This window comes from Streptomyces sp. Je 1-369, assembly GCF_026810505.1.
Lineage (GTDB): Bacteria > Actinomycetota > Actinomycetes > Streptomycetales > Streptomycetaceae > Streptomyces.
Genome location: NZ_CP101750.1, coordinates 189,144 through 212,837 on the forward strand (window position 1 = coordinate 189,144; position 23,694 = coordinate 212,837).

Consider the following 23,694-nt stretch of genomic DNA (forward strand, 5'->3'; position numbering starts at 1 on the left):
CCCTGTGCGGGGCGCCGCAGCAGGCCGGGCTAACGAGCCGGGCGATTCGGCTCTGCCGGACCGCAACCGTGGTTACAACGTGCCGGTCAGGCGGGCGGTGAGCAGCCGAGTGAAGCGGGCCGGGTCAGGCAGCTCGCCGCCTTCTGCGAGCAGCGCGCTGCCGTAGATCAGTTCGGCGATCTCCGCCAGTGCGGGGTCGTCGGCATTGGCGTCGTGTGCCGTGCGCAGGGCCGTGACGAGCGGGTGTGCGGGGTTGAGTTCCAGGATCCGCTTGACCGGGGGCATCTGCTGGCCCATGGCCCGGTACATCTTCTCCAGGGTCGGAGTCACGTCGTGGGCGTCGCCGACGATGCAGGCCGCCGAGGTGGTCAGGCGTGAGGACAGGCGGACCTGCTTGACGTGTTCGGACAGGGTGGTGGTCAACCAGGGCAGCAGCGCGGCGAAGTCCTGCTCGCGCTGGGCCTTGGCGGCGTCGGTTTCCTTCTCGCCGTCGGTGTCGGTGGAGTCGTCGAGGTCGACCTGGCCCTTGGCGATGGACTGCAGGCGGTGGCCGTCGAAGGCGGGGACCTGGTCCACCCATACCTCGTCGATGGGGTCGGTGAGGATCAGGACTTCATACCCCTTGGCGGCGAAGGCTTCCATGTGCGGGGAGTTCTCCACCATCGCGCGGTTCTCGCCGGTCAGGTAGTAGATGGCGTCCTGGCCATCCTTCATGCGCCCGACGTACTCGCGCAGTGTGGTGGTCTCTTCCGGGTCGTGGGTGGAGGCGGCAGACACAAGTTCCAGCAGCGTCTCGGTGTTGTCGGTGTCCTCGAGCAGGCCTTCCTTGAGCGCCCGGCCGAACTGCTCCCACAGCTTCGCGTAACGCTCGGCGTCCTTGGACTGCATGGCCTTGAGGGCGCCGAGGACCTTCTTGACCAGGCGCCGGCGGACGCCGCGGATCTGGCGGTCGTGCTGGAGGATCTCGCGGGAGACGTTGAGCGACAGGTCGTGCGCGTCCACGACACCCTTGACGAAGCGCAGGTAGTTGGGCATGAGCGCTTCGCAGTCGTCCATGATGAACACCCGCTTGACGTACAGCTGTACGCCGCGCTTGGTCTCTCGGGAGAACAGGTCGAAGGGCGCCTGCGAGGGGATGAACAGCAGCGCCTCGTACTCGAAGGTGCCTTCGGCGCGCATGTGGATCGTCTCGGCCGGAGCCTGCCAGTCGTGGCTGATCTGCTGGTAGAACTCGCTGTACTCGTCCTCGGTCACCTCGGTGCGCGGACGCGCCCACAGGGCCTTCATCGAGTTGAGCGTGTCGATGTCGCGGGTGGTGGCGCCCTCTGTGTCGGTGCGCTCGGTGGCCATTCGGATCGGCCAGCGGATGAAGTCCGAGTACCGCTTGACGATCTGGCGGATCTTCGACTCGGACAGGTAGTCGGCGAGCCCGTCCTCGCTGTCGGCCGGCTTGAGGTGCAGGGTGACCGAGGTGCCCGTCGGCAGACCGTCGATGGTCTGGAGGTCGTAGGTGCCCTCGCCGTCGGACTCCCACTGGGTGCCGGAATCAGTGCCGGCCCGCCGGGTGCGCAGGGTGACCTTGTCGGCGACCATGAACGCCGAGTAGAAGCCGACGCCGAACTGCCCGATCAGGCTCTCGGCGGTGGCGGCGTCCTTGGTCTCCTTGACCTTCTCCAGCAGACCGGCGGTGCCGGACTTGGCGATCGTCCCGATCAGCTCCACGAGATCGTCCCGGGTCATGCCGATCCCGTTGTCCCGGACGGTCAGCGTGCGGGCGTCGGTGTCGACCTCCAGCGCGATGTGCAGGTCGGCGGTGTCCGTATCGGCGAGGCCGTCGTCGGTCAGCGATGCCAGCCGCAGCTTGTCCAGGGCGTCGGAGGCGTTCGAGATCAGCTCGCGCAGGAAGATGTCCTTGTTCGAGTAGATCGAGTGAATCACCAGTCGCAGCAACTGGCGGGTCTCGGCCTGGAACTCCATCGTCTCGACACTGCTACCCATGGTGCTCTCTTTCTCCTGTATGCCTGAAGTCCTGTATGCCTGTAGGCCTGTAAGAACGACATGAACGGATGGGACTGGGGCCGACGACGGACCGCGGTCCGTCGTCCGCGTGGTTCGGGGTGGGCCATACCGCGCCCGTACGAGGTGATTCTGCGCGGTGGGAGTCAGCCGTCGTCGACTGTCGTCGTGCGCCGGTCTTCGAGGGCGTCCAGGGATGCCGCCAAGCCGGTGTGGCGCGCACCGAGATAGGGGCGCATGCCGACCAGGGGCGTGACGAGGTCGGCGGCGTCGGTGGCGCCGAGAGCGGTGTGCAGGGCGGTCTGGGCTGAGCACGCCTCAGGTGCGAGGTTGTCGAGTGCGGTGATCTGTGCGGCGAGGCGGCGCAGGTCGGCGGCGTGGGCCCGGGCCCAGGTGGCCGTGGCGCGGTCGGCGGCCCTGGCCCGGCGGGTGGCCGTCACGCGCTGTTCGCCGGTGGTGCCGACGGCGCCGGGGCGGCCGCGCAGGTAGCGCCGTTCGGCGGCCTGGCGGCTGGCCACGCCGAGGGGGGCGGCAAGGTCGGCCCAGCTGGCGCCCGCGTCACGGGCTGTTTCGATCAGGCCGGTCTCCCAGCCGGCGAGCTGCTCGCGCACCTGCCGCAGCAACATCAGGGTGGCCAGCGCCTGTTCGGGACCGGGGCCGACGGCGTCGGGAGTCTCGTGCTGGGCGTCGCGCAGCGCGCCGTCGATGACGGTGAGAGCCGCCGCGGCGGCGAGGAAGGACGCCGGGCTGTGGGCATCGGTACGGGCCGTGGACGGCTGGTCGGCTGCGGTCACGGGCACCTCCCTCGGGTAGTCATCAGGTCGACGACACGGTGTTCGTCATCCAGTAGATGACATGCTAACGGTCTCAGTGCAGCGCTTTGGCAACAACTGCTCGCATCTGCTGAAGGTGGCTCACGATGTTGATGCGCACTGCCCCCTCGGGCCCAACGGCTGCTGTGTCATTTGGTCCACCTGACGGAAACACCGAGCGCATGCAGGCCGACTACGACGCGGGCGTCCTCACCCACGCTGCCGACGCGAGGAGGTTGACGCCGACGGACGATGCGGGCCCCTCGCCTTCGTCCTGACACCCGGACATTGCGCATTGAAGCGCATTGAACCCTCCCGCCGAGATCTCCGGCTTCCGCGCGTGGTGCGGGCAGGCGGCGCACATGTGGGCCGCCGACCACGGGACTGCTCCGCAGGCGGCGGACGGACCGCCACCACCACCGGATGGTGGCCGGAGGGTTGACTTGCCTGAGGCGCTGTTGCCTAGATCACGATGAGTCGTGGTCGTCCTCGACGCGTACCTTGCCCGGCACGCCGTCAGTCCCCGAGGCCCGACCGCAGCCGGTGCTCGTGAAAGTGCTCGCAGTCCATGACGAGGCGGAAGCGCTGGTGCGTTTCCAGTGGTTCCGCCTCGCCCGGCTCCTGGCCGCGCTGCACGCGGGCATCGCCGGACTGAACAAGCTCCGCGATGGCCAGGCGCACGTCGTCGGCGTCCTGACCGGTAGCAGAGGCCGGCCGGTCCAGAGAAGGTAAGGCTCTCCTGCGGCTCCCCCGGATCGTCAACCAGGTGGTTGATGAGGGTGCCGACGAACGGTCCGGTGCGCATCGTCCAGCGGATGCGGTCCAGGCGCTCGGTGAGTTGGGCGTCCAGCTCCAGCAGATCGCCGGGCGGCGGGAGGACGGCGGGCATCGCTCAACCTGGGCCGTCCGTTGTCTCCTCGCGACTCGACGGCCCCCGCGTCAGGTAGAGCTCGGACAGGTCCCGCACTGTCCTCAGTCCTGGTGGACTTCGTTGCGGCCCGGACCGCCGGAGAGCTTGTCGGTGCCTGTGCCACCCCACAGGACGTCGTCGCCGCTGTTGCCCCACAGCGTGTCGTCGCCCGCCTCGCCGTACAGCTTGTCGTTGCCCTTGCCGCCGTAGAGGACGTCGGCGCCGGCCTGGCCGTGCAGTACGTCGTTGCCGTCCTCGCCGTGCAGGGTGTTCGCCTCGCCGGTGCCGGTCAGGGAGTCGTTGCCGGGGCCGCCGAAGCAGTCCTGGCTGCAGTGGGTGAGGGTGTCGTTCCCGGCATCGCCCCACGGGCCGAAGCCCATCGGGCCGCCACCGCCGTCGAGGCGGTCGTCGCCCTCGCCGCCGTGCAGGAGCGCGGACTCCGACGCCTTGATGACATCGTTCCCCTTGCCGCCGTAGATCCCGGCCCACGCCTGGCTGTCGGGCGCGAGGGTCGCGGTGTCGTTCAGGTCGCCGAGGTCGATGTCGTAGCTGTCGGAGTCGTCGGAGTTCTCCGGGATCTTGACCGCGCACCGCACGGCGGTGCGGTCGCCCTCCTCGGGGTACGCGCACTCGTCCCCCTCCGCCGCGTCGGCGGAGATGGAGATGTCGTACCGGTCGTGGAAGGTGAGGACGTAGTAGGAGTCGTGCTCACCGCGGTGGTCGATCTTTTCGTCGACCGTCACCTGGTTCTGCTGACCGGCTGCCGCCTTGTACCAGAGCTCGCCGTCCTCGACGACGACGGAGGCGGTGGACGGGGCGGCCTGGGCCGTCGACGCCGCTAAGGCGACCGTGCCGAGCGTCAGAGCGAGGGTGGCGGTGGCGGTGGCTGCGATGGTCCGGTGAATGCGCATGCGAAAGTGACCCTTCAGGGTGTGCGTGTGCAGTGGTGCTTCTGGTCAACCGGTTAGACAGGGGGCCCCTAAACGGAGTTGCCCGGCGGCTCATGAACAGGGGCGGACGTTGTGGTGACCCGTATGTGGACACGAGCTCGCTCAAGTGGGCATACAGAAGAACTTCCTGCGCCGACCCGATGTGGTGCGGCTCATGCGGAACGTCCTTGCTCAGCAGTGCCTCTCACCATCTGTACGGCTGTACCTCTGAGAGGAGTTGTTCTGCATGGTGCGTCGCGTGCGTGGCGTTCGACTACTGCTGTTGACCGCCCTGATGCTGGTCGCGAGCTCGGTACTCTCGTCCACTCCGGCCTCCGCCGTCATCGGCGGGTCCAAGAGCACCTACGGCCCGTGGGCGGTGCGCATGCTCGTGGACGGCAAACCGGCGTGCACGGGAACGGCGGTCGCACGCCAGTGGATCCTCACCGCCTCACACTGCTTCTACGAGCAGGCACAGCCGGTCGCCGACAAGCGGATCTCCTTCCGGGTGGGCCATCTCGACATGCGCAGGGGCACCACGGTCCGCCCTTTGCCGGGCAAGCGCGTGGGCAGCTCACACGCCGACATGATGCTCGTCAAGGTCCCGCCGATGAACGTCCGCACGGCGCAGCTGTCCACGGTCGGCGTGCACCGTGGCCAAGCTGTGCGGCAGTACGGGTGGGGTGCCACCTGCACCACGGACGAGAGCGCCTGCCAGTCCCCCGTCCTCAAGCAGTCGGACCTGAAGGTCGTACGGGCCGATGACCCGCTGTGCGCGGGCCACACCGCACCGGGCGGCCCCGACTTCTGCATGAAGAAGGTGTCCGGGATTCCCGCCGGGGGCGACTCCGGAGGCCCGGTGATGACCATCGGCCCGCGTGGCACCGAAACCCTCATCGGCGTCTTCAACGGTTCTGACCGGGAGAAGAGCGCCGAAGCCGGGGAGGTCTCCCAGCAACTCTCCTGGATCCGTTCAGTCATTCGGCGATAGCGCTGAGACGCCTGGGCCACCGTGCCTACGGGTGGGTGTCCGTGATCGCGATGACCGCGTCGACACCACCGCCACGGCACGGCACGGGCCGTCCGGGAAACAGGCCGTCCCGGAGACGCGGTGGGGTACCTGCCGCAGCACCACCGGGGGTGGGTGCTGCCGACTCCCTGCATCGTTACGGGTCTTCGTGACATCGCCTTGGACAGCGGTCCGGACGCCTCCCACACCTTGAACAGCGTCGGGGCGCCCGCCTGTGTCATCCGCGACCGCATGGCCGCGGAGCCGCGCATCGTCTTCGTCACCGAACCGTCCGGGGGGACCGCTGGGTCGGACGACCGGAGGGCCGTAAAACTCGGCGTCATCCGGAGCCGGTTCGAGGAGTGCCGGACGGTACCGAACCTCTGAGGACTGCCCCCTACGTTCCTGTCGAGGTCGCGACCGCGCGCTCGATGAGACCGGGCCCCGACTGTCAGTGGCGCAGACGACAATCTCCGCATGACCTCACCCCAGCACCTTCAGGGTCTCCTCGCCGATTTAGGACTGGAGGAGGCAGCCACGTTCACGGCCGTGCACGGCCGTGACGAGGACGCCGTCATCCGGCTCTTCGGCGGCAACCCCGAGCAGTGCCGCCCCCTGCGGTTGGAGGAACTGCGCGAGCACTACGAAAGGGATCTCATCCTGGTCTCCCGGTCGGGACCTGCCGTCGTCGTCGTGGAGAACAACAACTACCAAGGTTCTCGCGAGGAGGTGCTGCGCCCGCTCTCCCGGCAGGGCCGCACCGCCAGCGCCTACTGGAACGTCAACGCGGTCTCCCAACTGAGCCTGGCCGAGGACGGGCTGATCTCCTCCGCTTTCGAAATGATCGCGCCCGAGTACACGTTCGGCGCGCGCCCCGACGCCTGGCAGCCCCTGCTGGAAGGCCTGGATCTGGACGACGGCCATCTGTGGGGCGTCGGTCTGGCGGCTGTCGAGCGCGCGACCGGTGCGCGATTCGACAACTCCTGGGTACGCGGCCCGCACCGCGCTGTGGAGATCACGCGGGTGCCGGAGTACCTGCTCGGGCAGGGACTCATCGACTCGCCCCTGCTCAAGCGGGAGCCCTTCATCAGCTATCTGGCCGACCTGGGTCCCTCGCTGCTTCAACCGATGCGGCACCACGCCCTGGACCTGGCCCTCGTACATGCGGGCCTACGCGAACACCCCTTGGCCGTAGCGGCACTGACAGCCGCTGCCCTCCCGGCCGACGCGAGAGTGCGACTGCGCGAGGACCTCACCGCCGCACACGACCAAGCGCTCCCCCGTGCTCGCGCGCTGCTGATCGGCGAGCCGGAAGACTTCGAACCCGAGTGGGAACGCCCCTCCCACCTCGTCTTCCGCCAGGCCATCGTCTTCGGTGTCCTGGCTCAGTGCGTCGCCGCCCATCTACCCGCCCCAACGGACGGGCTCCCCGACATCCTCAGCTCCTTGGTCACGGCGATGACCGGGGACGGCGCACGCGTCGAGGATTTCTGGATGGTCAAGCACCTGCACGACGCGGCACGAAGAAGCTGACCAGCCTGCGTCTACCGCCGCACCGGCGAGGCGATCTGCCGCGACTGCTGGCGGCTGCCCGGCGGCGACCCGATCACCTTGATCAGCAAGACCGTCACCTCCATTGCCCTGATGGGGCTCTCCACCCGGCTGCCGGCAACGGTCCTCATCGAGCTTCTGGGCATCAGCCCCGAGACCGCCACCGCTTAGACCCAGTCCGGAGGAGTCCGGAGGCAACTGGGCTCGATACGCCGCAGAACTGCACGACCGACCTCACCCACGAGCTTCCTCGTTCGCGCCTCGCTCCGCGCCGATCGATTCCTGGTAGAGGTCCGCGTACGTGCGTGAGTCCTTGATCAGGTCGTCGCAGAACGCGGCGACGTCGGGGCCGATGAGTTCCAGGACTCCCTTGCCCGAGGCCGCGCCTTCCTCGAAGAAGTCGACGATCCCGGGGAGCAGGGACCCGTCGAGCAGGTCGACAGGTCCGACCTTGAACAGATACTTCTGCATCTCCTTGTAGACAATCCGGTAGTCCGGCGGGAGCGCCTTGACCCGGGCCATGTGAGCGCGCCACTGCTTCTTGCCCTCGATGATGTCCTGGATGCTCACGTCAGCCTCCCAGCCGGTTCAGTTTCCTGGCGACGTTCCGGTTCAACTGCTCGCGCCACCGGTCGCGGTAGGTGCGGGCCCCTTCCCCGCCGACCAACGCCGTGCAGAAGCCCTGGATGTCGTCGCCGAGGACTTCGTAGGCGTTCTGTCCGTCCGCCGCGGTCTGCTCGAGCAGCCCCAGGGCGGAGTCGAGGATCGGGATCAAGTTGCGGCCGGTGAAGTCACCGTGGGGAAGGAGGCTGACCTTGATCTGGCCCCATGCTGCCCGATGGTCGTCGGGCAGAGCCTCGGCCCGGACCTCGAACGCCTGCCAGTCCCTGGTGAGATCACTTCCCGTGACGGTCTCCCAGAACTTCATCGCCCGCCCTCCCTGAGCTTGTCGATCCGTGATGACACGTACTGCCATTTCGCCCAGAACTTCGCGAGTTCCTCGCGTCCGGCGTCGTTGAGTGCGTAGAACTTGCGCGGTGGCCCGACCCCGGAGGGCCGTTTCGTCACCTGGACGAGCTTGTTCCTCTCCAGCCGCAGCAGGATGGTGTACACCGTCCCCTCGACGACATCGGCGAAGCCGAGCTCGTTCAGTCGGCGGGTGATGGCGTACCCGTAGGTTTCCTCGCTGTTGATGATTTCGAGCACGCACCCTTCGAGCGTGCCCTTCAGCATCTCCGTCAGATCGTCCATCGCACCCGTCCTTCCCTCGCCTTGTGCAGTCGCGCGGTACTTCGTAGTACTGGGTACCTCTACACAGTAGCACTAGGTAGCAGGCTCGGGTGACCATGAAACATGTCCGATCAGCCGAGGCGGCGCCTCGGCGTCCTGGACGTGCGGCTGCCCCCGGAGGACGAGTGGGAGCGCGCCGCGCGGGGCGACGACGGCATCACTATGCGCGGCGGTAATGCGGACAGAATCTGTAATTCGGCGCAGACCGCCGAAAGCGGACGGGGAGCCCCATACAGTGGCACGCGAGCTCACGGCCACCCCGCACCTTCGAACTCGTCCGAGGACGTCCCGGAGGAGCAGGGAGGAAACGGGGATGGGCCCGCTCGATGACGAGTCGCCAGACTGGGCGTTCTGGTCGCTGATGGTCGCCGATGGTCGCTGATCCAACTGCAACTGGATCTGACCGCGTTGGCGGAGGCTACGTGGATTCGGCGTGGTTCGACGGATACATCTGCACGACGAAGCCCGGGTGCACAAGAATCAGCGACGCATCGACTCCTGCCTCCCGAAGGCGGCGCGACTGCGCTCGCATCCCCGCCTGGTCCCGGGTCTCGACGATCACTTCCCACTGTCCCGCGTCCGCCGCCGTGCGTGCGGCGACCCGTCGGCTTCCGACAGATTCACGCCGCCTTCTCTTCCCGCGCAGCCGCGCATCCGCGCATCCGTTGCGGAACGTATCGGGACATCAGCCCCCAGTCCAGCCAGGGGCGGAGACGCGGGCGTCCCAGCGCCTGAGCACCTGCTCGACCCGCAGCGTGCCGTGCACCTTGACAGACGACGCGCCAAAGCTCACTGGCGTCACAGCAGCACCAGAGCCTCGGGCACCTGGTCGTCGAAGATCTCGATCAACCAGTCGAAGACCGTCGGCCCCTCGCCGGCGCGCGCCTCGGCGAGTTCCCGGGCCACCCTGGGGCGATTCGTGGGGTGGCAGCGCCCCAGCCGGATCTCCAGTTGGCGTGCTGTTTCCGTATGCCCAAGGGCCTGCCGGGAGTGCGCGTGATCGTGCCATTCCACTGCGAAGTCATCGTCGTCCGGTGTGCCGAATCCGCCCGCCAAGCAGTCGTTGAAGGCGTCGAGGTTCCGTCCGAAGTAACCGCCGGGGCCGTTGACCGCCTCACCCATCACCAGCCAGAAGTCCTCCAGCGTGTGGATCCGCCTGCCATCCAGTACGTAGATCGTCGTCACGTCGCGACGTTAAACGATGCCCGGCATTGGAGCCGCGGGCGGACCCGCGCGTGTACACCCGGGATGGCTTCGTCGTGACGCTGTGGACCCACTACGAACCCGTGACACCTCACATCACATCAGTCGGCTACGCCGACGGCGTGTTCCTCAGCGGCAGACTGATGAGCCCGCGACCACCGGACGGCGACCGCGGCGCCGTGGAGCAGCTGCTTCACGGCGAGACTCACCCGGGCAATGTGCTCAGTACGCGGCACGGCCCGTTGTTCATAGACCTTGAGGCGTGCTGCCAGTGCACGCTTCGGCTCCCGCGCGCCGTCTCAGAAGGGCATACGGCCCCGGGCGCGGCGTCCGGCGGAGCCACTGCGGCCCACCGCCTTGGAGCTGCTGCGGAAGGGCTTGCTGAAGAGCCGGCCCAGGATGCCCGGAGCCTTGCCGCCTGCACGCGACCCGGCCCCCAGGGTGCGCTGCGTACCGCGTTCGGGGTGGCGGGAGAGGCGGGGCACGAGGAAGGCGAGGACCGCCAGAACGACACAAACTGCGACGATGCCGACAATCACCACGATGGTCTCCCTGGATTGAGGTGTCGTGTCTCCATCGCGTGCCCCGCGGATGTGGGCCCATGCACGGGGCCTTCTGGTCGCACCACCGAGAGGTAGAGTCGGCTGGCTGCTCAGCCCGCGCCGGACCGGGCACCGCCGCCCTGAGACATCCGCGTTGTGTGCCGGCCGGAGAATCATGACCAGTACGCAGGATCCCACCGAGCTGAATACGCCGCTGCCCGATGAAACGGGTGGGCCTGACTTCGAGGCCCGTGTCGCGCGGATACGACGACGTCTGGAGCGGCTGATCGGGATCGCGGCGACCGAAGGCAACGCGCTCGTTCCCTTGCGCAACGGGGACGAGATCTTCGCGGCCATGCTCGCGGGGATCCGCCGTGCCGAGCACACGGTGGACATGATGACCTTCGTGTACTGGAAGGGCGACATCGCCCTCCAGTTCGCCGAGACGCTCGCCGAGCGAGCCCGAGCCGGGGTGCGGGTGCGGCTGCTCCTCGACGGGTTCGGCAGCCGGTTGATCGAGACCGAGCAACTGGCTGTGATGGAACAGGCCGGGGTGCAGGTGGCGTGGTTCCGAAAGCCCCTGTACCTCTCACCGCTCAAGCAGAACCACCGCTGTCATCGCAAGGTCCTAGTCGTCGACGAGGAGACCGCGTTCACCGGCGGGGTCGGCATCGCCGAGGAATGGTGCGGCGATGCCCGCAACGAGCACGAGTGGCGCGACACGCACGTGGAGGTCCGCGGGCCCGCTGTGGACGGTATCGCGGCAGCGTTCGCACAGAACTGGGCCGAGTGCCATGACGAACTCTTCGACGAAAGGGACCGGTTCATCGACCACCGCCCGCAGGGCGGCGCCATCGTGCAGGTCGTGCGCGGCTCGGCGAGCTTCGGCTGGCAGGACATGCAGACGCTGCTCCGTGTGATGCTGGAATCGGCCGAGGAACGCTTCCGGCTGTCCACCGCCTACTTCTCCCCCGACACGTACTTCGTCGAACTCCTCTGTGCCACCGCGCGGCACGGCGTCGAGGTGGAGATCGTGCTCCCCGGCCCGCACACCGACAAGCGGGTCTGCCAGCTGGCGGGCCAGCACCACTACGAAGAGCTCACCGCGTGCGGGGTCAAGATCTACCAGTACCAGCCGACGATGATGCACGCCAAAATCATCACCGTCGACGGCGTCGCCGCGTTGATCGGCTCCACCAACTTCAACCGTCGCTCCCTCGACCACGACGAGGAAGTGATGCTCGCCATCCTGGACCAGGAGTTCACCGCCACCCTCGATGAACACTTCGACGCCGACACCGCAGTCAGCGAACTGATCCGGCCAGACCGCTGGAAGAAGCGTTCCGCCGTCCAGCGGATCCGAGAAGTGGCCGTCCAGCCCATCCGCCGCTTCCTGTGACCCCGGCGCCAGGCACAGTCATGGCGGATCCAGTACGTCATCGGCGCGGGCGGGTCCCGCGGCTTGTGCCGCGCCCTCTGAGTGCTGGGCGTACGCGGGGGCGCGCCGCTGCACGATCAGCCAGTACGGATCCGGGGCTGCGTCGGGGGCCGACAGCGGATGCCTCGACATCGTTCATGAGCTGCGCGGGTGGCCCGCGCGCCACAGCGCCGAGGTTTTCGCGCTCGCCACTGTAAGGCTGCACGAAGTTTCCGCCCGGTGGCCGGCTGCGGCGTCATGGGTTTTCTCGTTACTCCAGAGCGCGGCCGATGAGTTTGTGACATCAGGCCGGTCCAAGCTCGTGACAGCCCGGGTAGTCCGGGTCAGCCCAGACAGCCCAGACAGCCCAGACAGCCCAGGAAAGGACATTGTCATGTCGGAGCTTCTCGTCGACTTCATCACCTCCCTCGACGGCTACGCATCGGGAGAGGGTTGGCCCGGGTTCTGGGGTCTTGAGGGCCCGGAGTACCTCGCCTGGCTCGGTGCGCAGCCCGAGGTCACCTACCTGATGGGAGCGAACACCTACCGCCTGATGTCGGGCTTCGCCGCAGGCGAGGTCCCGGGCGGCCAGGAGGAATTCAGGCCCGAGGAAGAGGCGTCCGTCGACGAGCTCACGCAAGCGTCCAAGGTGGTGTTCTCCTCCACACTCAAGGAGCCCCTGACGTGGGCCAACTCCACGCTCGTCCGCGACGACGCCGTCGAGACGGTCCGCGCCATGAAGGCGAGTGGCTCGGGGCTCCTCAGCACGATCGGCAGCCTCAGCCTGTGCCGGTCCCTGCTGCGCGCCGGCCTCGTCGACCGCTTCCGGGTCGTGATGTTCCCGGTGATCACCGGGGCCACGGGCGACGAACGCATCTACGACGGCTATCCGGACCTCGCCCTCGACATGCTTGAGCACCACACCTTCGACGGCCGCATCCAGCTGGTCGAGTACAAGCCCCGCGTACTCGACCACCCGCCGCTCGGCGCCCCCGCATGACGTCGCCCCGTACACCGGTCTGGGTGCCTGCCGGGCCGGCCTCGGCGGGCGTGGAGCGGGAGTTGGCCGTGTAGGAGGAACAGTTGGCGTCAGGAGGTCCGGTCCGGGCATCCCGATGCCGACCTGCCGCTGCTCCGACTTACTCAGGCGCAACGGAAACGAGTCGAGGTCTCTTACCGCCACTCGGGTCCGGCGGTCACTTGAGCCAGCGGATCAGCCGGTGGACCGGAGGAAGATGCCCGCGACGTGGAGTCCGGTTAGGTGGATGGTCGCAGTCGTCTCGTAGCGGGTGGCGATGCCGCTGGTCGGCCCGTTCCGGGATCACCGCGCGGGTACCGTGCCTGCGCAGATGGTCCCGTCCGTCGCCGGAGCGACCGATCGTATGGTCGTCCGGCTCGGTGGAGGCGCGGGTGTGCACGCGCGGTGTGGTGAGGCCAGTGGTAGGCACGTAAGGCCGGACGTGTCTGGTCGACTGGCGTGGTGGCGTGGTGGGGTTTACGGCTTGTGGGTTACCCAGAGCAGTTCGGCCGGCCAGCGGCGTGCCCAGTCCGGTGGGTCGGTTTCGTTGTAGCCGTTGCGTGTTCCGGGTCCGGGCCGCGGCTCGATGAGGTCGTCGATGATGAGACCCGCGCCGCGCAGGACCTTGACCCAGTCTCCGTAGGTGAGCTGATAGCTGGTCGCGCCGTCGCCTTCGGCGATGGTGTTCAGCCCGAAGTAGTCCTGCTGCAGCGTCGTGGTCACGCGGCCTGCGGCTTCGTCGTAGCAGGCTTCGAACCATGGGCTGGCGACGTTGAACACCAGGCGCCCGCCCGGGCGCAAGACGCGTGCGGACTGCGGGACGGCCAGGTGCGGGGGTGCCCAGCTGAGCCCGCCGAAGTCGCAGAACACCAGGTCGAAGCTGGCGTCGGCGAAGGGAAGTTGTTCGGCGGCGCCTTGCACCAGCGGGTAGCGGTCCGTTCCCATCGCGCGGGTTGCCGCGACGAGTTGGGCTTCGGACAGGTCGAGCCCGACCACGGTGGCACCCTCGGCGGCGAGTGCCCTGGACCACTGGCCGGCGCCGCAGCCGAGTTCGAGGACGCGTTTGCCGGTGACGTCGCCCAGGGCGTGCAGGTGGGCGTCGGGGATGGAGTACATGCCCCACAGCCGTGGGGCGGCGCCGATGTGCGGGTCGTGCTTGTGCTGGTAGGCACTGCTGATCTGGTTCCAGAGGCGCCGGTTGGCGGGGATGCTGTCCACGTGCCGACTTCAGCACTGCCTGCCCGGGGCGGTCAACACGATTGGAGCCCTGGCCATCCCCTGCCCGGGGAGCCGGCCGGCGCGCTGCCAGGCGGTGGACGGGGCGCCACGATCTGGACTGGCCTACCGGACGGCCGCCTGCTCGTGGACTTCCCGCTCGCTGATGCTCCCTACGCCCCCAGCTCGCCACACGTCGCGCATCCGCTTCGTTGACGGTCGACGACTCCGGCGCGGCACGAGGTGACTCTGCGCCGGCTGCCGTCGAGGCGTGAGAAGCGCCGGTGGGGCGCCGACCGGCGTGTGCGCGGTCGACGCCCCCCATGGGGTGTGGCGGGTCAGTCAGAGGTATCCCCTGCTCAGCGCGGTCGGAACGCTCAGAACTGCAGGGCCCAGGACCCGATCGTCCCGGTGTCGTTGGCCCAGTTGTCGCTCACGCGCAGCTTCCAGGTGCCGTCGGCGGTCTCACTCGAGGCGTCGACGCGGTAGGTGGCCCGGACGTCGTCGGCGCTGTCGTTGCTGTCGTAGTTCTTCAGGAGGTAGACGGTTCCGTCGGGCGCGACGAGTTCGACCTTCAGGTCGCCGCGGTAGGTGTGCCGGATGTCCACGGTCACGGAGAGGTCGGCGGGGGCGCTGCCGGTGACGCCAGTGACGGGGAGCGGCGATTCGCCGGTGGCGTTGTCGCGAACCGGGTAGTCGTCGGTGTTCTCGAACTTCTTGCCGGTGGGCGGGGTGCTGTCGCCGCCGCCCGTGTGCAGGAGCTTGTTCGGGGAGCCGGTACGCGGGTCGGTCACCTTGCCGGAGGTGGCGTCGGTGACCAGCTGGTCGCGGACCTGGGTGGGGGTCCACGTCGGGTGGGCGGCGAGCAGCAGGGCGGCGGCGCCCGCGACGTGCGGGGAGGCCATGGAGGTGCCGCTCATCGTCTGCGAGGCGCTGTCACCGGCGTTGGACGAGGAGACGATGCTGTCGCCGGGGGCGAAGATGTCCAGGCAGGAGCCGTAGTTGGAGCCCTGCCCGTTGGACCAGCCGGTGGCGCGGGCGTCCCGGCTGTTGGTGGCGCCCACCGTGATGGCCGACGGGGTGGAGGACGGGGAGTACGAGCACGAGTCGGCGTTGTTGTTCCCGGCCGCCACGACCCAGGTCACCCCGGAGGATATGGAGGTGGCCACCGCGTCGTTGACGGACTGGGTCCTGCCGCCGCCGATGCTCATGTTGGCCACGGCCGGCTTGACCGCGTTCTTGGTGACCCAGTCGATCCCGGCGAGGACCGGGGCCCAGGTGTCGCCCGAGGTGCCCTGACAGTTCAGCACGCGCACGCCGATCAGCTTGACGCCCTTGGCGACGCCGTACGCGCCGCCGCCGACGGTCCCGGCGACGTGCGTGCCATGGCCCTGGCAGTCGGAGGCGTTGGAGTCGTCGTCGATGAAGTCGTAGCCGCTCACCGCGCGGCCCCCGAAGTCGCGGTGGCCCATGCGGATTCCGGTGTCGACGATGTACGCGTTCACGCCCGAGGCGGTCGTGTCGTACGTGTAGCTCTTGTCGACCGGCAGGTCGCGCTGGTCGACGCGGTCCAGGCCCCAGGAGGGCGGGTTGGTCTGCGTGTCGACCGCGTAGGCCACGGCGTCGGCCTCCACGCGGGCCACCGTCGGGTCGGCGGCCAGTTCCTTGGCCTCGCCTTCCGTCATCCGCACGGCGAAGCCGCGCAAGGCGGCGGTGTAGGTGTAGCGCAGGCTTCCCGCGTGCTCCTTGGCCAGGGCCTTCGCGGAGGCGGGGATGTCGGCGCGGGCGACCGAGTTCTTGAAGGTGACGATGTACGAGCCGTTGACGGCGCCGGGACGGTCCGCCCCGACGATGCGGTCTTCGCCGCCGCCCGGCGGAACGGGAGCGGCGACGGCGCCGGAGGTCGCGGCAAATCCCGCTAGCAGGGCGGTACTTGCGCCGACGGCGAGTACGCGCCGGACGACGCGAGCATCGAACTTCATGGGTTCTCCTCGGGTACGGGTGGGGGCTCTGCACCACGTGGGGGGTGGTGGACATGTTGCGGCATGCACATGACAGCGCCATGTATGCGGTCAGGACGCGGGGATGAGTGGGCCGGGGACCTGGACGTACGAAGTGGCGTCGTCGGACGGGGCAGAGCTTCGGTCACGCGGACGCGGCACAGCAATCCGTAGCGCTACCCAAAGAGTGGGGGCGGGGGGGAAGGAGCTGCGGTGCGGGCCTCTCGGCGTTCGGGTGGGCGGTCGGTCCGAATGCCGCTCTGACGGCGGGTGTCGGCATTCCGTAGGTGGTGGGCCCCTATTGCGACGTCGTACCAACGGCGGGTAGACCACGGTTCAACGAACGCCGCGCACCTACGAGAAGCGTCCTCCTCGCCGAGGGCGGTTTGCCCGGGGTGACGACGGCAGGCGAGAGGCGGAACCGTGACCCGACGTCCCTTCAACGCGGACCGTTCCTTCGTTCCGGGTCGTTCTCCCGATCCGGGGTGTTCTTACGATCCGGGGTGTTCTTACGATCCGGGGTGTTCTTTCGACCCGGGGTGTTCTTTCGACTCCGATTGGGACGTGGAGGCGGCTGCCGCCGAGGGCGGCGGTTCCGTCAGCCGGGCCGAGGCGACCCGACGTCTGCGGGACGCGCTGCGTGCGGGTCCGATCGTCGCAGTGGTGCGGGGAGAGTCCGGGACGGGCGTGTCCCGTCTGGTGGACGAGGTCCTTGCTGAGATGGAGTTCGCCGGGTGGACTCAGTTGCGCGGGACGTGCCGGGAGCCGAGAACGGCAGGTGTTGACGCTCCCAGCGAGGTCGACGCAGCCGCGCAGGTGGCTGCGGCGCCCGAAGTTCGGGGTGGCGGCGCGCCGACTCGTCCGCCCCTCTCCCCCGCCGCCGACGTCACGCACCTATCGTCCGTCCCGCCGGAGTCGGGGACGCGCACCTCCGTCACCGCGGTCGCCGCCCTCACAGAACCACCCGCAGAACCACCCGTCGCCGATGCCCTCGCCCCCATAGCGGACGCCCTCGCCGGGCTGCCGTGCCGTCCCGGCGATGCAGGGTGGTCCCTTCCCGCCGTCGCCGGGATCGTGGGACTCCTCGTACCGGAGTTGGCCGAGCAGTTGCCGGAGCCGCCCGCGGCTGCGGCCGACCCCGCGTCACGGCGCGCGATGTTGCCGCGTGCCGTCGCGGCGTTGCTGGCGGGGCTGGGGGACGCCGTCCTGGTCGTGGAGGACGTCCACCACGCCGACCCCGCCACCCTCGCCCTGCTCCACCACCTGATGGACGTGATGCCGCCCCGCCTGCGACTCGTCGTCACCGAGGACGCCGCGCCCGGCCTGCCGCTCTTCGGGGTCGGCTTGGCGGTGCGGGCGCCGGTGGCCGAGATCGACGTCCGGCCCTGGACGTGCGGGGAGACGGAGGAGTTCGTACGCCGGTGGCTGTACGCCCACCGCCCGCAGTACGTCGCGGAGTTGCACGACTTGGTCGTCCTGGTGCACGAGTGGTCAGGCGGCTTCCTGGAGGTCGCCGAGGCCCTGTTGCGGGCCGCCGAAGAGCTGCTGTGTGCGCGGGTGGAGGAGGGCCGACGCGACCCCTTGGCCGCGGTCGTCAGCCGAAAGGTGCGGGACATCGGGAGCGCCGACCCGCCCATGACGCTGGGAGGAACAGGAGGAACAGGAGGAACAGGAGGAACGGGGGGAACGAGGGGAAACACCCGTCGGGTGAGCGACGCACCGCACGCGAGGGCCAAGGGAGCCAACGGTGTAGACGCGTACGGCACACACCAAGAGCCGACCACCGCGGACCACATCGGCGCGATGGAGACAGCGCCGACACCCGCAACCGACAACGCACCGCTGCCGACCTCGGACTCCGTGCTCGCGGCCGTGCGGTCCGTGGGCGTTCCGCCCCCGCTCCGGCGCGACTTCGCACTGCGGTACGCCCGCCTCGACGACGACGCCCTGCGCATCGTCGAGGCGGCGGCCGTGCTCGGCCGCCCCGTGCCGGTCGCCGTGCTCGCCGAGGTGGGCGACGTCGCCCCCGACCGCGCCGGGGCGGCCGTGGAGACGTGCCTGCGAAGGGCCGTGCTGCGGGCCGACGGCCCCCGCCCCGTCTTCCGCCATCCGCTGGACCGCCGCGCGGCGCTGGCGCGCCTGCCCGGGCCCCGGCTGGCCCGGTTGAGTCTGCGCGCCGCGCGGGCCCTGCACCGGGGCGGTGACGGTCCGCTGCCGCTGGTCGACCTCGCCCGGCTGTACCAGGCGGCCGGGCGCGTACGCGAGGGGGTGCGCTGCCTCGTCGCCGCGGCCGACCGGGCTGCCACGGCCGGCGACTACTCCACCGCGACCAGCCTCTACACACGCGCCGTCGACGAGGACCCGCGCGCCGACGGCCGCATCCGCACCGCCGCGAAACTCGCGCGCACGGCCCAACTCGCCCGCGCCGACGGACGCGTGGTCGCCGCGGTACGGCGCGTACTCGACGAGGACGCCCCGCCGCCCCGGCTGCGCGGCGAGATCCGACTGCACCTGAGCGTCGTGCTCCGCAACCAGAGCGGAGGGGCGCTGGACAGCCTCAACGAGGTGGCCCGTGCCATACCCGACCTCGAGCTGACGGACCCGCAGACCGCCGCACGCGCCATGGCGGTTGCCGCCATCCCGTCCATCAAGGGCTGGCCCGTCGACCGTCATCTGCACTGGCTGGAGCGGTGCGAGGCACTCGACGGCCAGGTCACGGAGCCGGGTGCCCGCGCCGCCATCGCCGCGAACCGCGCGACCGCCCTGATGTTGCTCGGCGATCCCCGCGCCTGGGCCGCCGCGGACGCACTGCGCGGTCCGGCCGCGACCGCCATGGAAGCCGCGCACCACGCGCGCGGCTGGACCAATCTGGCGCACGCGGCCACCGCACTCGGATACGACGCGCGGGCCCGCGAATTCCTCGCGCGGGCCGCCCACGGCCTCACCGAGACCAGCAGCCCGTACCTGGAAGGGCTCACACAGACCGCCCAACTGGTCCTCGGCTGGCACGAGGGGCGCTGGGACGGCCTGCACGCCGCGGCCGATCGCACCACCCGGCTCTACGCGGAGATACCCGACCTCACCGCCGAGGCCATGCTGGTCCGCGGGCTGACCGGGCTGCACGTCCTCGGCGACGTCCCGCAAGCCCGACGCGACCTGGCGGAGGCGGCCCGTACCACCCGTTACGACACCGGCGTCATCCTCACCGCCGCTGCCGCCGCCACCGCCCGCGTCCATCTGGAGGCGGGACGCCCCGGCCAGGCGTGCGAGGCGGTGGAGGAGACCTTGCACCGCCTGGAGCGCACCGGCGGCTGGGTATGGGCGGGCGAGGTGGCGCCCACCGCGGTGGAGGCGCTGTGCGGCAGCGGGCAGGGCGGGCGGGCCCGGCGGCTCGTCGCCGACTTCGACGCGGCGACGCAGCATCTGGACGCGCCCGCGGCCCGCGCCGCGCTGACCATGTGCCGGGCGCTGCTCGCCGACGCCGACGAGCGGCGGGACGAGGCCGTCGGCCTGTGGGAGGACGCGGAGCTGCGGTGGCGCGGGCTGGGTCGGCCCTTCGACGCCGCGAGGGCGGCCGAGGCTCGTGGGCGCTGCCTGCTCGACGTGCCCGGCGCGGCGCGCGACGTCGCTCTGGCGGCCGGTGTCATCCAGGACGTCGTCGAGACCTACCGCGAACTGGGCGCGCGCTGGGACGTCGCGCGCTGTCAGCGGTTGCTGCGCCGCCACGACATCGTCACCACCCACCGCCGCGGCCGCCTCGGGTACGGCGATCAGCTCTCGCCCCGCGAGCAGGAGGTGGCTCAACTCGTCGTGCAGGGGCGGGCGAACCGGGAGATCGCCGAAAGCCTGGTGCTGTCGACCCGAACCGTCGAGCACCATGTGGCACGCATCATGCGGAAGTTGAACGTCGCGTCCCGGACCGGCATCGCCCTGGCCGGTCGTACGGGCGAGGGCAGCTTCTCTGCAGGAGTCATACGCTGGAACCAGCACTAGGGCGGGTATCGGAAGGGGATCTTGAGCTGAGATGATCTTCTTCTGTGGCGCGTGGAGAACTGACGGGTACGCAGTGGGCCTGCCCGGAAACGCTGTTGCCCAGAGGTAAGAAGTTGGGCCGTCCGCCGACATGGACCAGGCGGCAGCTGATCGACGGCATACGGTTCCGCACCCGCGCCGGCGTACCGTGGCGGGACGTACCGGAGCGGTACGGACCCTGGGCCCGGGTGTACGACCTCTTCCGCCGCCGGCAGCGGGTCGGGACCTGGCAGCAGATCTTTGCGGAGCTGCAGGCCCAGGCCGACGCCGAGAAGCTCATCACCTGGGACCTCAGCATCGACTCCACCGTGTGCCGGGCCCACCGGCACGCCGCAGGAGCACGGAAAAAGGGGACCTGCAGAAGGAACCGTCCGGCGGTGTCGCCGTCGAGCCGGACGGCCACGGCCTCGGCCGCTCGCGCGGCGGCCTGACAACCAAGCTGCACCTGGCCGTCGCGCAGGGCCAGAAGCCGATGTCCATCGTGATCACCGCTGGACAGCGCGGTGACTCCCCGCAGTTCGAGCCCGTCCTGAAGAAGGTCTGTGTCGCCCGCCCGGGGGCCGGGCGTCCGCGGACCCGGCCCGACCGGGTCCGCGCCGACAAGGCATACGCCTCCCGCAAGAACCGCGCCTACCTGATCTTTCGTGTGAGCCTCAGGAAGACATCGCAGCGCGGTCAGACTCACTACGGAGAACACAGAACTCGTTGCCTTCAGGGTCTGTGAGGACGGCCCAGCCCGCGCCATCGGGTTCTCGGCGATCGGCGACGAGGACGGCTCCGAGGCTCAGCAGCCGTTTGACTTCCTCCTCGCGCGAGGTCTTCGGGCGCAGGCACAGGTGGACCCGGTTCTTGACTGTTTTCGGCTCCGGCACCTGGTTGAAGTGCAGCAGTGGGCCCTCCGGCAACATCACGTCAATCTCCGGATCGCCCGGCTTGTCCTCTGGATGCAGGGGACAACCGGTCACCTCGCTCCAGAAACGAGCCAGCTCATAGGCATCTGCACAGTCGATCGCCACGTTCTGCAACACCGAAACCATGCATGTCAGCCTGCCCCAACACCGGCATACCGATCAAGGTCCGGTATCTCACAGCACCAGCAATTTCGGCACACGCCCTAGGCGGGGAAGTCGTAGAACACCAGCAGTCGGCCTCACCATCGACGATCTTTGTCGGCCGTGCGGCCCTGGTGGAGGGCCACAACTGGGGCCGGGGCTGAACCGATCCGCCCCGTTCACGACGTTCCACTCCTCGCCCGGTGGGGCTTCAACAAGTGCTCCCAGCCGCGCCGGAGCGCCTCCCATTCTTCTTCGCACCCTTCACTCCGATCCCGGGTGAGGATCGTGCCGTCGACCAGGCGCTCGTGGATCTTGGGGCGGGCCCCGTACAGCCAGCACCGATAGTTGGCGGCGCGGGCCGCATCCGGGGAGTGCTCGTCGGAGAAGTCGATGTCCGAGGGGTCGTCGTCCGCCGCGTACAGCCGGTAGGTGTCGGCCACGGCGGCGAGATGCCGCTGCCCGCGCGCGCCCTGCCGTATGAGCTGGTGCGCGGCGAACTGATCGGCCACATCCTCCTCCCGCCCGACGAAAGGCAGTTCCCACTTGTCGATCAGCGCGTGCGCGCCCTCGTGGTACAGCGTCTCGCGCAGCGCACCCTCGACCCGCTCGTCGAGATCCGACCGGACTTCGCCGCCGAGCAATTCGCGCGTCTCGGCGACGAACTCGTAGCAGACGACGATCTGCCCCGTCTCCGGGTCGTACTCGGCCTCGGCGTCCTTGCAGGATCTGGCCGTCATCCTCACGCCTCCGGGCAGCCGCACCTGCTCGGCCAGCGACCTTCGCACCTCTTCCAGGACGCGCCGCTCGCGCAGGAACTCAGCCTCCACACCGCTCCCCCGTTTCGGTGCCTCATACGAGATGCCCCACTTGGCAGGCTCGGCGGCCGGGAGAGCGTCGGGGGTGCACGCCGCCAACACGCCGACGGTGGCCACCACGCCAACCAGTGCGACCGGCCCAGGAACCCGGCGCCGCGACGCCGACGGACAACGGAAGAAAAATGTCATACGTGACATTCTCCCGTCCCGATTCCACCGTGCGGTGGGCCACTGTCCACGAGCCGGTCGACGAAGACCAAGTACTGCTCGGGCCCGTCGCCGGCTCACCCGCCTCCGGTATCCGCCGCGCCGCTCGTGCAGCGCAGACTCGCGCGTGGCCTGCTACGGGAACGTGAGATCTGCAAGGAGCCGACCACAGGCTTCCGGATGCCCGTCTCGGACACCCCAGTGGCGGCGACCTACTGGGCAAAAACGCGGATCCACCGTCCGTCGGCCACCACTCCGAGAGCGGCTGGAGCCATTCCTTGTCCCAGCAACTGCAAGCGACCTCATTCCCGCGGCCCGGAGAAACGCATCAGAAACCTGGACATTCGCTCGCTGTTCGAGAGCACGCGGTAGGTCTGTAACTCGTCGGACTGGCCGCACTGGACGGTGGTGATTGGCCTGGCTCGTCCATCGCTCGAGCGGTACTTCCTCGTACCTCCTCGATCGGTTCATCGGAGGCTTCGGTTCGCATCACCTGTGTGCCCACAACGATCAGCAGCGTGAGCTTCTCGGCGGTGTCGGTCCCGGCGCGTGGCGTGAACCAAAGCAGCCGCTGGCGGCTGTCCTCACCGAAAAGGCTGAAGCAGTTGAGGTCGAGCATCCCAAAGTGGGGTGAACGATCCGCTTGCGCTCGTCTCTGCGCACCTCCACATCTTGGTCGGCCCGAAGCGCCTGAAACTCCGGTCACTGCTGCAGCCACTCGTCCAACAGCTTGGTCGCTTCGGCGTCGCCCGGGCTGCGACGCCCGACTGCCGCGCGCAGGTCGGCAACGAACGAGCGTGACGGCGGGTCGAGGTCCTCCTGCGGATAGCCCTGTCGCGAGGCCGGGTCGGTGAACCGTCGGCAGATGAAGCTCGCCGCGCGGCCGTGGTGCCTGGACGGCGTCCGTCCGGATCGGCCGGCGCTTCCATGACCCGCACCACATCCATCGGGACGGTCAGGACCCGGTGAGTTTGGTGGACACGGCGTCGAGGACCCAGTCCAGGCCGGTCGCGAAGGATGCTTCGGCGTCCATGTCCGTGCCGTCGTACACGGCCTTGGTCAGTGTCGGGTAGCGGCCCGTGGCCAACATTTTCGTGAGGTACGGGCCAGAGGCGCGCTGCCACTCGTGCTTGGACAGGCCCGTGGCGCGCTCGGCCCGTAGGTTCGCGATCTCGCGCCTGATCGCGCCGGTGAAGTAGGAGCTGACTGTCTCCACGGCGCGCATGACGGTATCGATGTCAGCGAGGCCATCGAGTGCGGCCAGTGTCGCATCGGCCACGGCGAGGCCGTTCGGGCCGAAGGCCGGGCGGCCGCCGAGCAGGTCGGCCAACCACTCGTGCCGGAGCGCGGTCCGCCGGGTGCCGTTGGCGAGGTCACGCAGCGCCGCACGCCAGTCACCGGGCAGCTCCTCGGGGAGGATCTCGGCCTGGACCGCATCCACCATGAGGTCGAGCAGCTCTTCCTTGGTGGAGATGTATCCGTACAGCCGCATCGGGCCGGCGTTCAGCCGGGCGGCGACCTTGCGCAACGACACCGCTTCCAGGCCGCCCTCGTCGGCCAGCGCGACGGCGGCCGCGACGATCCGCTCCCGGTCGAGCGGCACGGGGCGAGGCGGCGGCTCCTGCCGGTCCCAGACAGTCATGCCGACATCGTACTGTTGCGATACAGCGTAT

Annotated in this window: 21 protein-coding genes and 1 pseudogene; 7 read left to right on the top strand and 15 right to left on the bottom strand. The window is 69.2% G+C overall.

Annotated elements, in window-relative coordinates; all coding sequences use genetic code 11:
• Positions 1-72: 72 nt before the first annotated feature.
• From htpG to NOO62_RS00860, 5 genes and pseudogenes are all read right to left on the bottom strand, one after another.
• Positions 73-1,998 carry a molecular chaperone HtpG gene (gene htpG / locus NOO62_RS00840; RefSeq protein ID WP_268768947.1) on the bottom strand — a complete coding sequence of 642 codons (1,926 nt, stop codon included), beginning with the start codon at positions 1,996-1,998 and terminating at the stop codon, positions 73-75.
• Between the two features lie 164 nt (positions 1,999-2,162).
• The gene (locus NOO62_RS00845) at positions 2,163-2,810 is read right to left on the bottom strand and encodes a type III effector protein (protein WP_268768948.1); all 648 of its coding nucleotides are present in this window, start codon (positions 2,808-2,810) and stop codon (positions 2,163-2,165) included.
• A 534-nt stretch (positions 2,811-3,344) separates the two neighbouring features.
• The gene (locus NOO62_RS00850) at positions 3,345-3,509 is read right to left on the bottom strand and encodes a hypothetical protein (protein WP_268768949.1); all 165 of its coding nucleotides are present in this window, start codon (positions 3,507-3,509) and stop codon (positions 3,345-3,347) included.
• Positions 3,510-3,615: 106 nt separating this feature from the next.
• Positions 3,616-3,717, bottom strand: a pseudogene (locus tag NOO62_RS00855) (hypothetical protein); the annotation flags it as partial.
• 83 nt (positions 3,718-3,800) lie between these two features.
• Positions 3,801-4,649 carry a calcium-binding protein gene (locus tag NOO62_RS00860; protein ID WP_268768950.1) on the bottom strand — a complete coding sequence of 283 codons (849 nt, stop codon included), beginning with the start codon at positions 4,647-4,649 and terminating at the stop codon, positions 3,801-3,803.
• 313 nt (positions 4,650-4,962) lie between these two features.
• Between NOO62_RS00860 and NOO62_RS00865 the strand changes: the two genes are divergently transcribed.
• Both NOO62_RS00865 and NOO62_RS00870 read left to right on the top strand, forming a co-directional pair.
• Entirely contained in the window at positions 4,963-5,658 is a 696-nt protein-coding gene (locus NOO62_RS00865; protein ID WP_268775414.1) for a S1 family peptidase, read from the top strand.
• 495 nt (positions 5,659-6,153) lie between these two features.
• Positions 6,154-7,209, top strand: a complete 1,056-nt coding sequence (locus NOO62_RS00870) for a DUF6461 domain-containing protein (RefSeq protein ID WP_268768951.1) — start codon at positions 6,154-6,156, stop codon at positions 7,207-7,209.
• Positions 7,210-7,461: 252 nt separating this feature from the next.
• Here the strand turns inward: NOO62_RS00870 and NOO62_RS00875 are convergent, their stop codons facing one another.
• From NOO62_RS00875 to NOO62_RS00900, 5 genes are all read right to left on the bottom strand, one after another.
• Positions 7,462-7,797 (bottom strand): DUF1048 domain-containing protein, encoded by a 336-nt coding sequence (locus NOO62_RS00875; protein ID WP_268768952.1) that lies wholly within the window; start codon positions 7,795-7,797, stop codon positions 7,462-7,464.
• Position 7,798: 1 nt separating this feature from the next.
• A complete protein-coding gene (locus tag NOO62_RS00880) occupies positions 7,799-8,155 on the bottom strand; it encodes a DUF1048 domain-containing protein (RefSeq protein WP_268768953.1) in 357 nt (118 codons plus the stop codon).
• Complete coding sequence (locus NOO62_RS00885; protein ID WP_268768954.1) at positions 8,152-8,478, bottom strand: PadR family transcriptional regulator; 327 nt, start codon at positions 8,476-8,478, stop codon at positions 8,152-8,154. The genes NOO62_RS00880 and NOO62_RS00885 overlap by 4 nt, the downstream gene beginning before the upstream one ends.
• Before the next feature lie 837 nt (positions 8,479-9,315).
• Positions 9,316-9,702, bottom strand: coding sequence for a barstar family protein (locus NOO62_RS00890; RefSeq protein WP_268768955.1), 387 nt, complete (start codon positions 9,700-9,702; stop codon positions 9,316-9,318).
• A gap of 317 nt (positions 9,703-10,019) precedes the next feature.
• The gene (locus tag NOO62_RS00900) at positions 10,020-10,262 is read right to left on the bottom strand and encodes a DUF6411 family protein (protein ID WP_268768956.1); all 243 of its coding nucleotides are present in this window, start codon (positions 10,260-10,262) and stop codon (positions 10,020-10,022) included.
• Positions 10,263-10,437: 175 nt separating this feature from the next.
• Between NOO62_RS00900 and NOO62_RS00905 the strand changes: the two genes are divergently transcribed.
• Both NOO62_RS00905 and NOO62_RS00910 read left to right on the top strand, forming a co-directional pair.
• On the top strand, positions 10,438-11,661 hold the full coding sequence (locus NOO62_RS00905; RefSeq protein WP_268768957.1) for a phospholipase D-like domain-containing protein: 1,224 nt from the start codon (positions 10,438-10,440) through the stop codon (positions 11,659-11,661).
• A gap of 412 nt (positions 11,662-12,073) precedes the next feature.
• Positions 12,074-12,679, top strand: coding sequence for a dihydrofolate reductase family protein (locus tag NOO62_RS00910; protein WP_268768958.1), 606 nt, complete (start codon positions 12,074-12,076; stop codon positions 12,677-12,679).
• A gap of 495 nt (positions 12,680-13,174) precedes the next feature.
• On the opposite strand, the gene NOO62_RS00915 is transcribed toward NOO62_RS00910, so the two are convergent.
• Complete coding sequence (locus NOO62_RS00915; RefSeq protein ID WP_268768959.1) at positions 13,175-13,915, bottom strand: class I SAM-dependent methyltransferase; 741 nt, start codon at positions 13,913-13,915, stop codon at positions 13,175-13,177.
• Between the two features lie 374 nt (positions 13,916-14,289).
• Entirely contained in the window at positions 14,290-15,894 is a 1,605-nt protein-coding gene (locus NOO62_RS00920) for a S8 family peptidase (RefSeq protein WP_268768960.1), read from the bottom strand.
• 582 nt (positions 15,895-16,476) lie between these two features.
• Here NOO62_RS00920 and NOO62_RS00925 point away from each other — a divergent pair.
• The 3 genes from NOO62_RS00925 (at position 16,477) to NOO62_RS00935 (ending at position 20,668) form a co-directional block, all read left to right on the top strand.
• A complete protein-coding gene (locus tag NOO62_RS00925; RefSeq protein WP_268768961.1) occupies positions 16,477-19,905 on the top strand; it encodes a helix-turn-helix transcriptional regulator in 3,429 nt (1,142 codons plus the stop codon).
• A gap of 95 nt (positions 19,906-20,000) precedes the next feature.
• Positions 20,001-20,375: a transposase gene (locus NOO62_RS00930; protein ID WP_268768962.1), complete on the top strand. Its 375-nt coding sequence runs from the start codon at positions 20,001-20,003 to the stop codon at positions 20,373-20,375.
• 14 nt (positions 20,376-20,389) lie between these two features.
• Positions 20,390-20,668, top strand: a complete 279-nt coding sequence (locus NOO62_RS00935; protein WP_268775416.1) for a transposase — start codon at positions 20,390-20,392, stop codon at positions 20,666-20,668.
• On the opposite strand, the gene NOO62_RS00940 is transcribed toward NOO62_RS00935, so the two are convergent.
• The 3 genes from NOO62_RS00940 to NOO62_RS00950 all read right to left on the bottom strand — a co-directional run bounded on the left by NOO62_RS00940 (position 20,598) and on the right by NOO62_RS00950 (position 23,663).
• The gene (locus NOO62_RS00940) at positions 20,598-20,981 is read right to left on the bottom strand and encodes a VOC family protein (protein ID WP_268768963.1); all 384 of its coding nucleotides are present in this window, start codon (positions 20,979-20,981) and stop codon (positions 20,598-20,600) included. The genes NOO62_RS00935 and NOO62_RS00940 overlap by 71 nt on opposite strands.
• Before the next feature lie 194 nt (positions 20,982-21,175).
• Entirely contained in the window at positions 21,176-21,826 is a 651-nt protein-coding gene (locus NOO62_RS00945; RefSeq protein WP_268768964.1) for a DUF4344 domain-containing metallopeptidase, read from the bottom strand.
• Between the two features lie 1,150 nt (positions 21,827-22,976).
• Positions 22,977-23,663: a TetR/AcrR family transcriptional regulator gene (locus NOO62_RS00950; protein WP_268768965.1), complete on the bottom strand. Its 687-nt coding sequence runs from the start codon at positions 23,661-23,663 to the stop codon at positions 22,977-22,979.
• Positions 23,664-23,694: the final 31 nt, after the last annotated feature.

Excerpts from the sequence above, each read along its gene's own strand:
- htpG (WP_268768947.1), bottom strand. The coding sequence starts at position 1,998 with ATGGGTAGCAGTGTCGAGACGATGGAGTTCCAGGCCGAGACCCGCCAG.
- NOO62_RS00860 (WP_268768950.1), bottom strand. The coding sequence starts at position 4,649 with ATGCGCATTCACCGGACCATCGCAGCCACCGCCACCGCCACCCTCGCT.
- NOO62_RS00865 (WP_268775414.1), top strand. The coding sequence starts at position 4,963 with ATGCTGGTCGCGAGCTCGGTACTCTCGTCCACTCCGGCCTCCGCCGTC.
- NOO62_RS00870 (WP_268768951.1), top strand. The coding sequence starts at position 6,154 with ATGACCTCACCCCAGCACCTTCAGGGTCTCCTCGCCGATTTAGGACTG.
- NOO62_RS00880 (WP_268768953.1), bottom strand. The coding sequence starts at position 8,155 with ATGAAGTTCTGGGAGACCGTCACGGGAAGTGATCTCACCAGGGACTGG.
- NOO62_RS00885 (WP_268768954.1), bottom strand. The coding sequence starts at position 8,478 with ATGGACGATCTGACGGAGATGCTGAAGGGCACGCTCGAAGGGTGCGTG.
- NOO62_RS00905 (WP_268768957.1), top strand. The coding sequence starts at position 10,438 with ATGACCAGTACGCAGGATCCCACCGAGCTGAATACGCCGCTGCCCGAT.
- NOO62_RS00910 (WP_268768958.1), top strand. The coding sequence starts at position 12,074 with ATGTCGGAGCTTCTCGTCGACTTCATCACCTCCCTCGACGGCTACGCA.
- NOO62_RS00920 (WP_268768960.1), bottom strand. The coding sequence starts at position 15,894 with ATGAAGTTCGATGCTCGCGTCGTCCGGCGCGTACTCGCCGTCGGCGCA.
- NOO62_RS00940 (WP_268768963.1), bottom strand. The coding sequence starts at position 20,981 with ATGGTTTCGGTGTTGCAGAACGTGGCGATCGACTGTGCAGATGCCTAT.
- NOO62_RS00950 (WP_268768965.1), bottom strand. The coding sequence starts at position 23,663 with ATGACTGTCTGGGACCGGCAGGAGCCGCCGCCTCGCCCCGTGCCGCTC.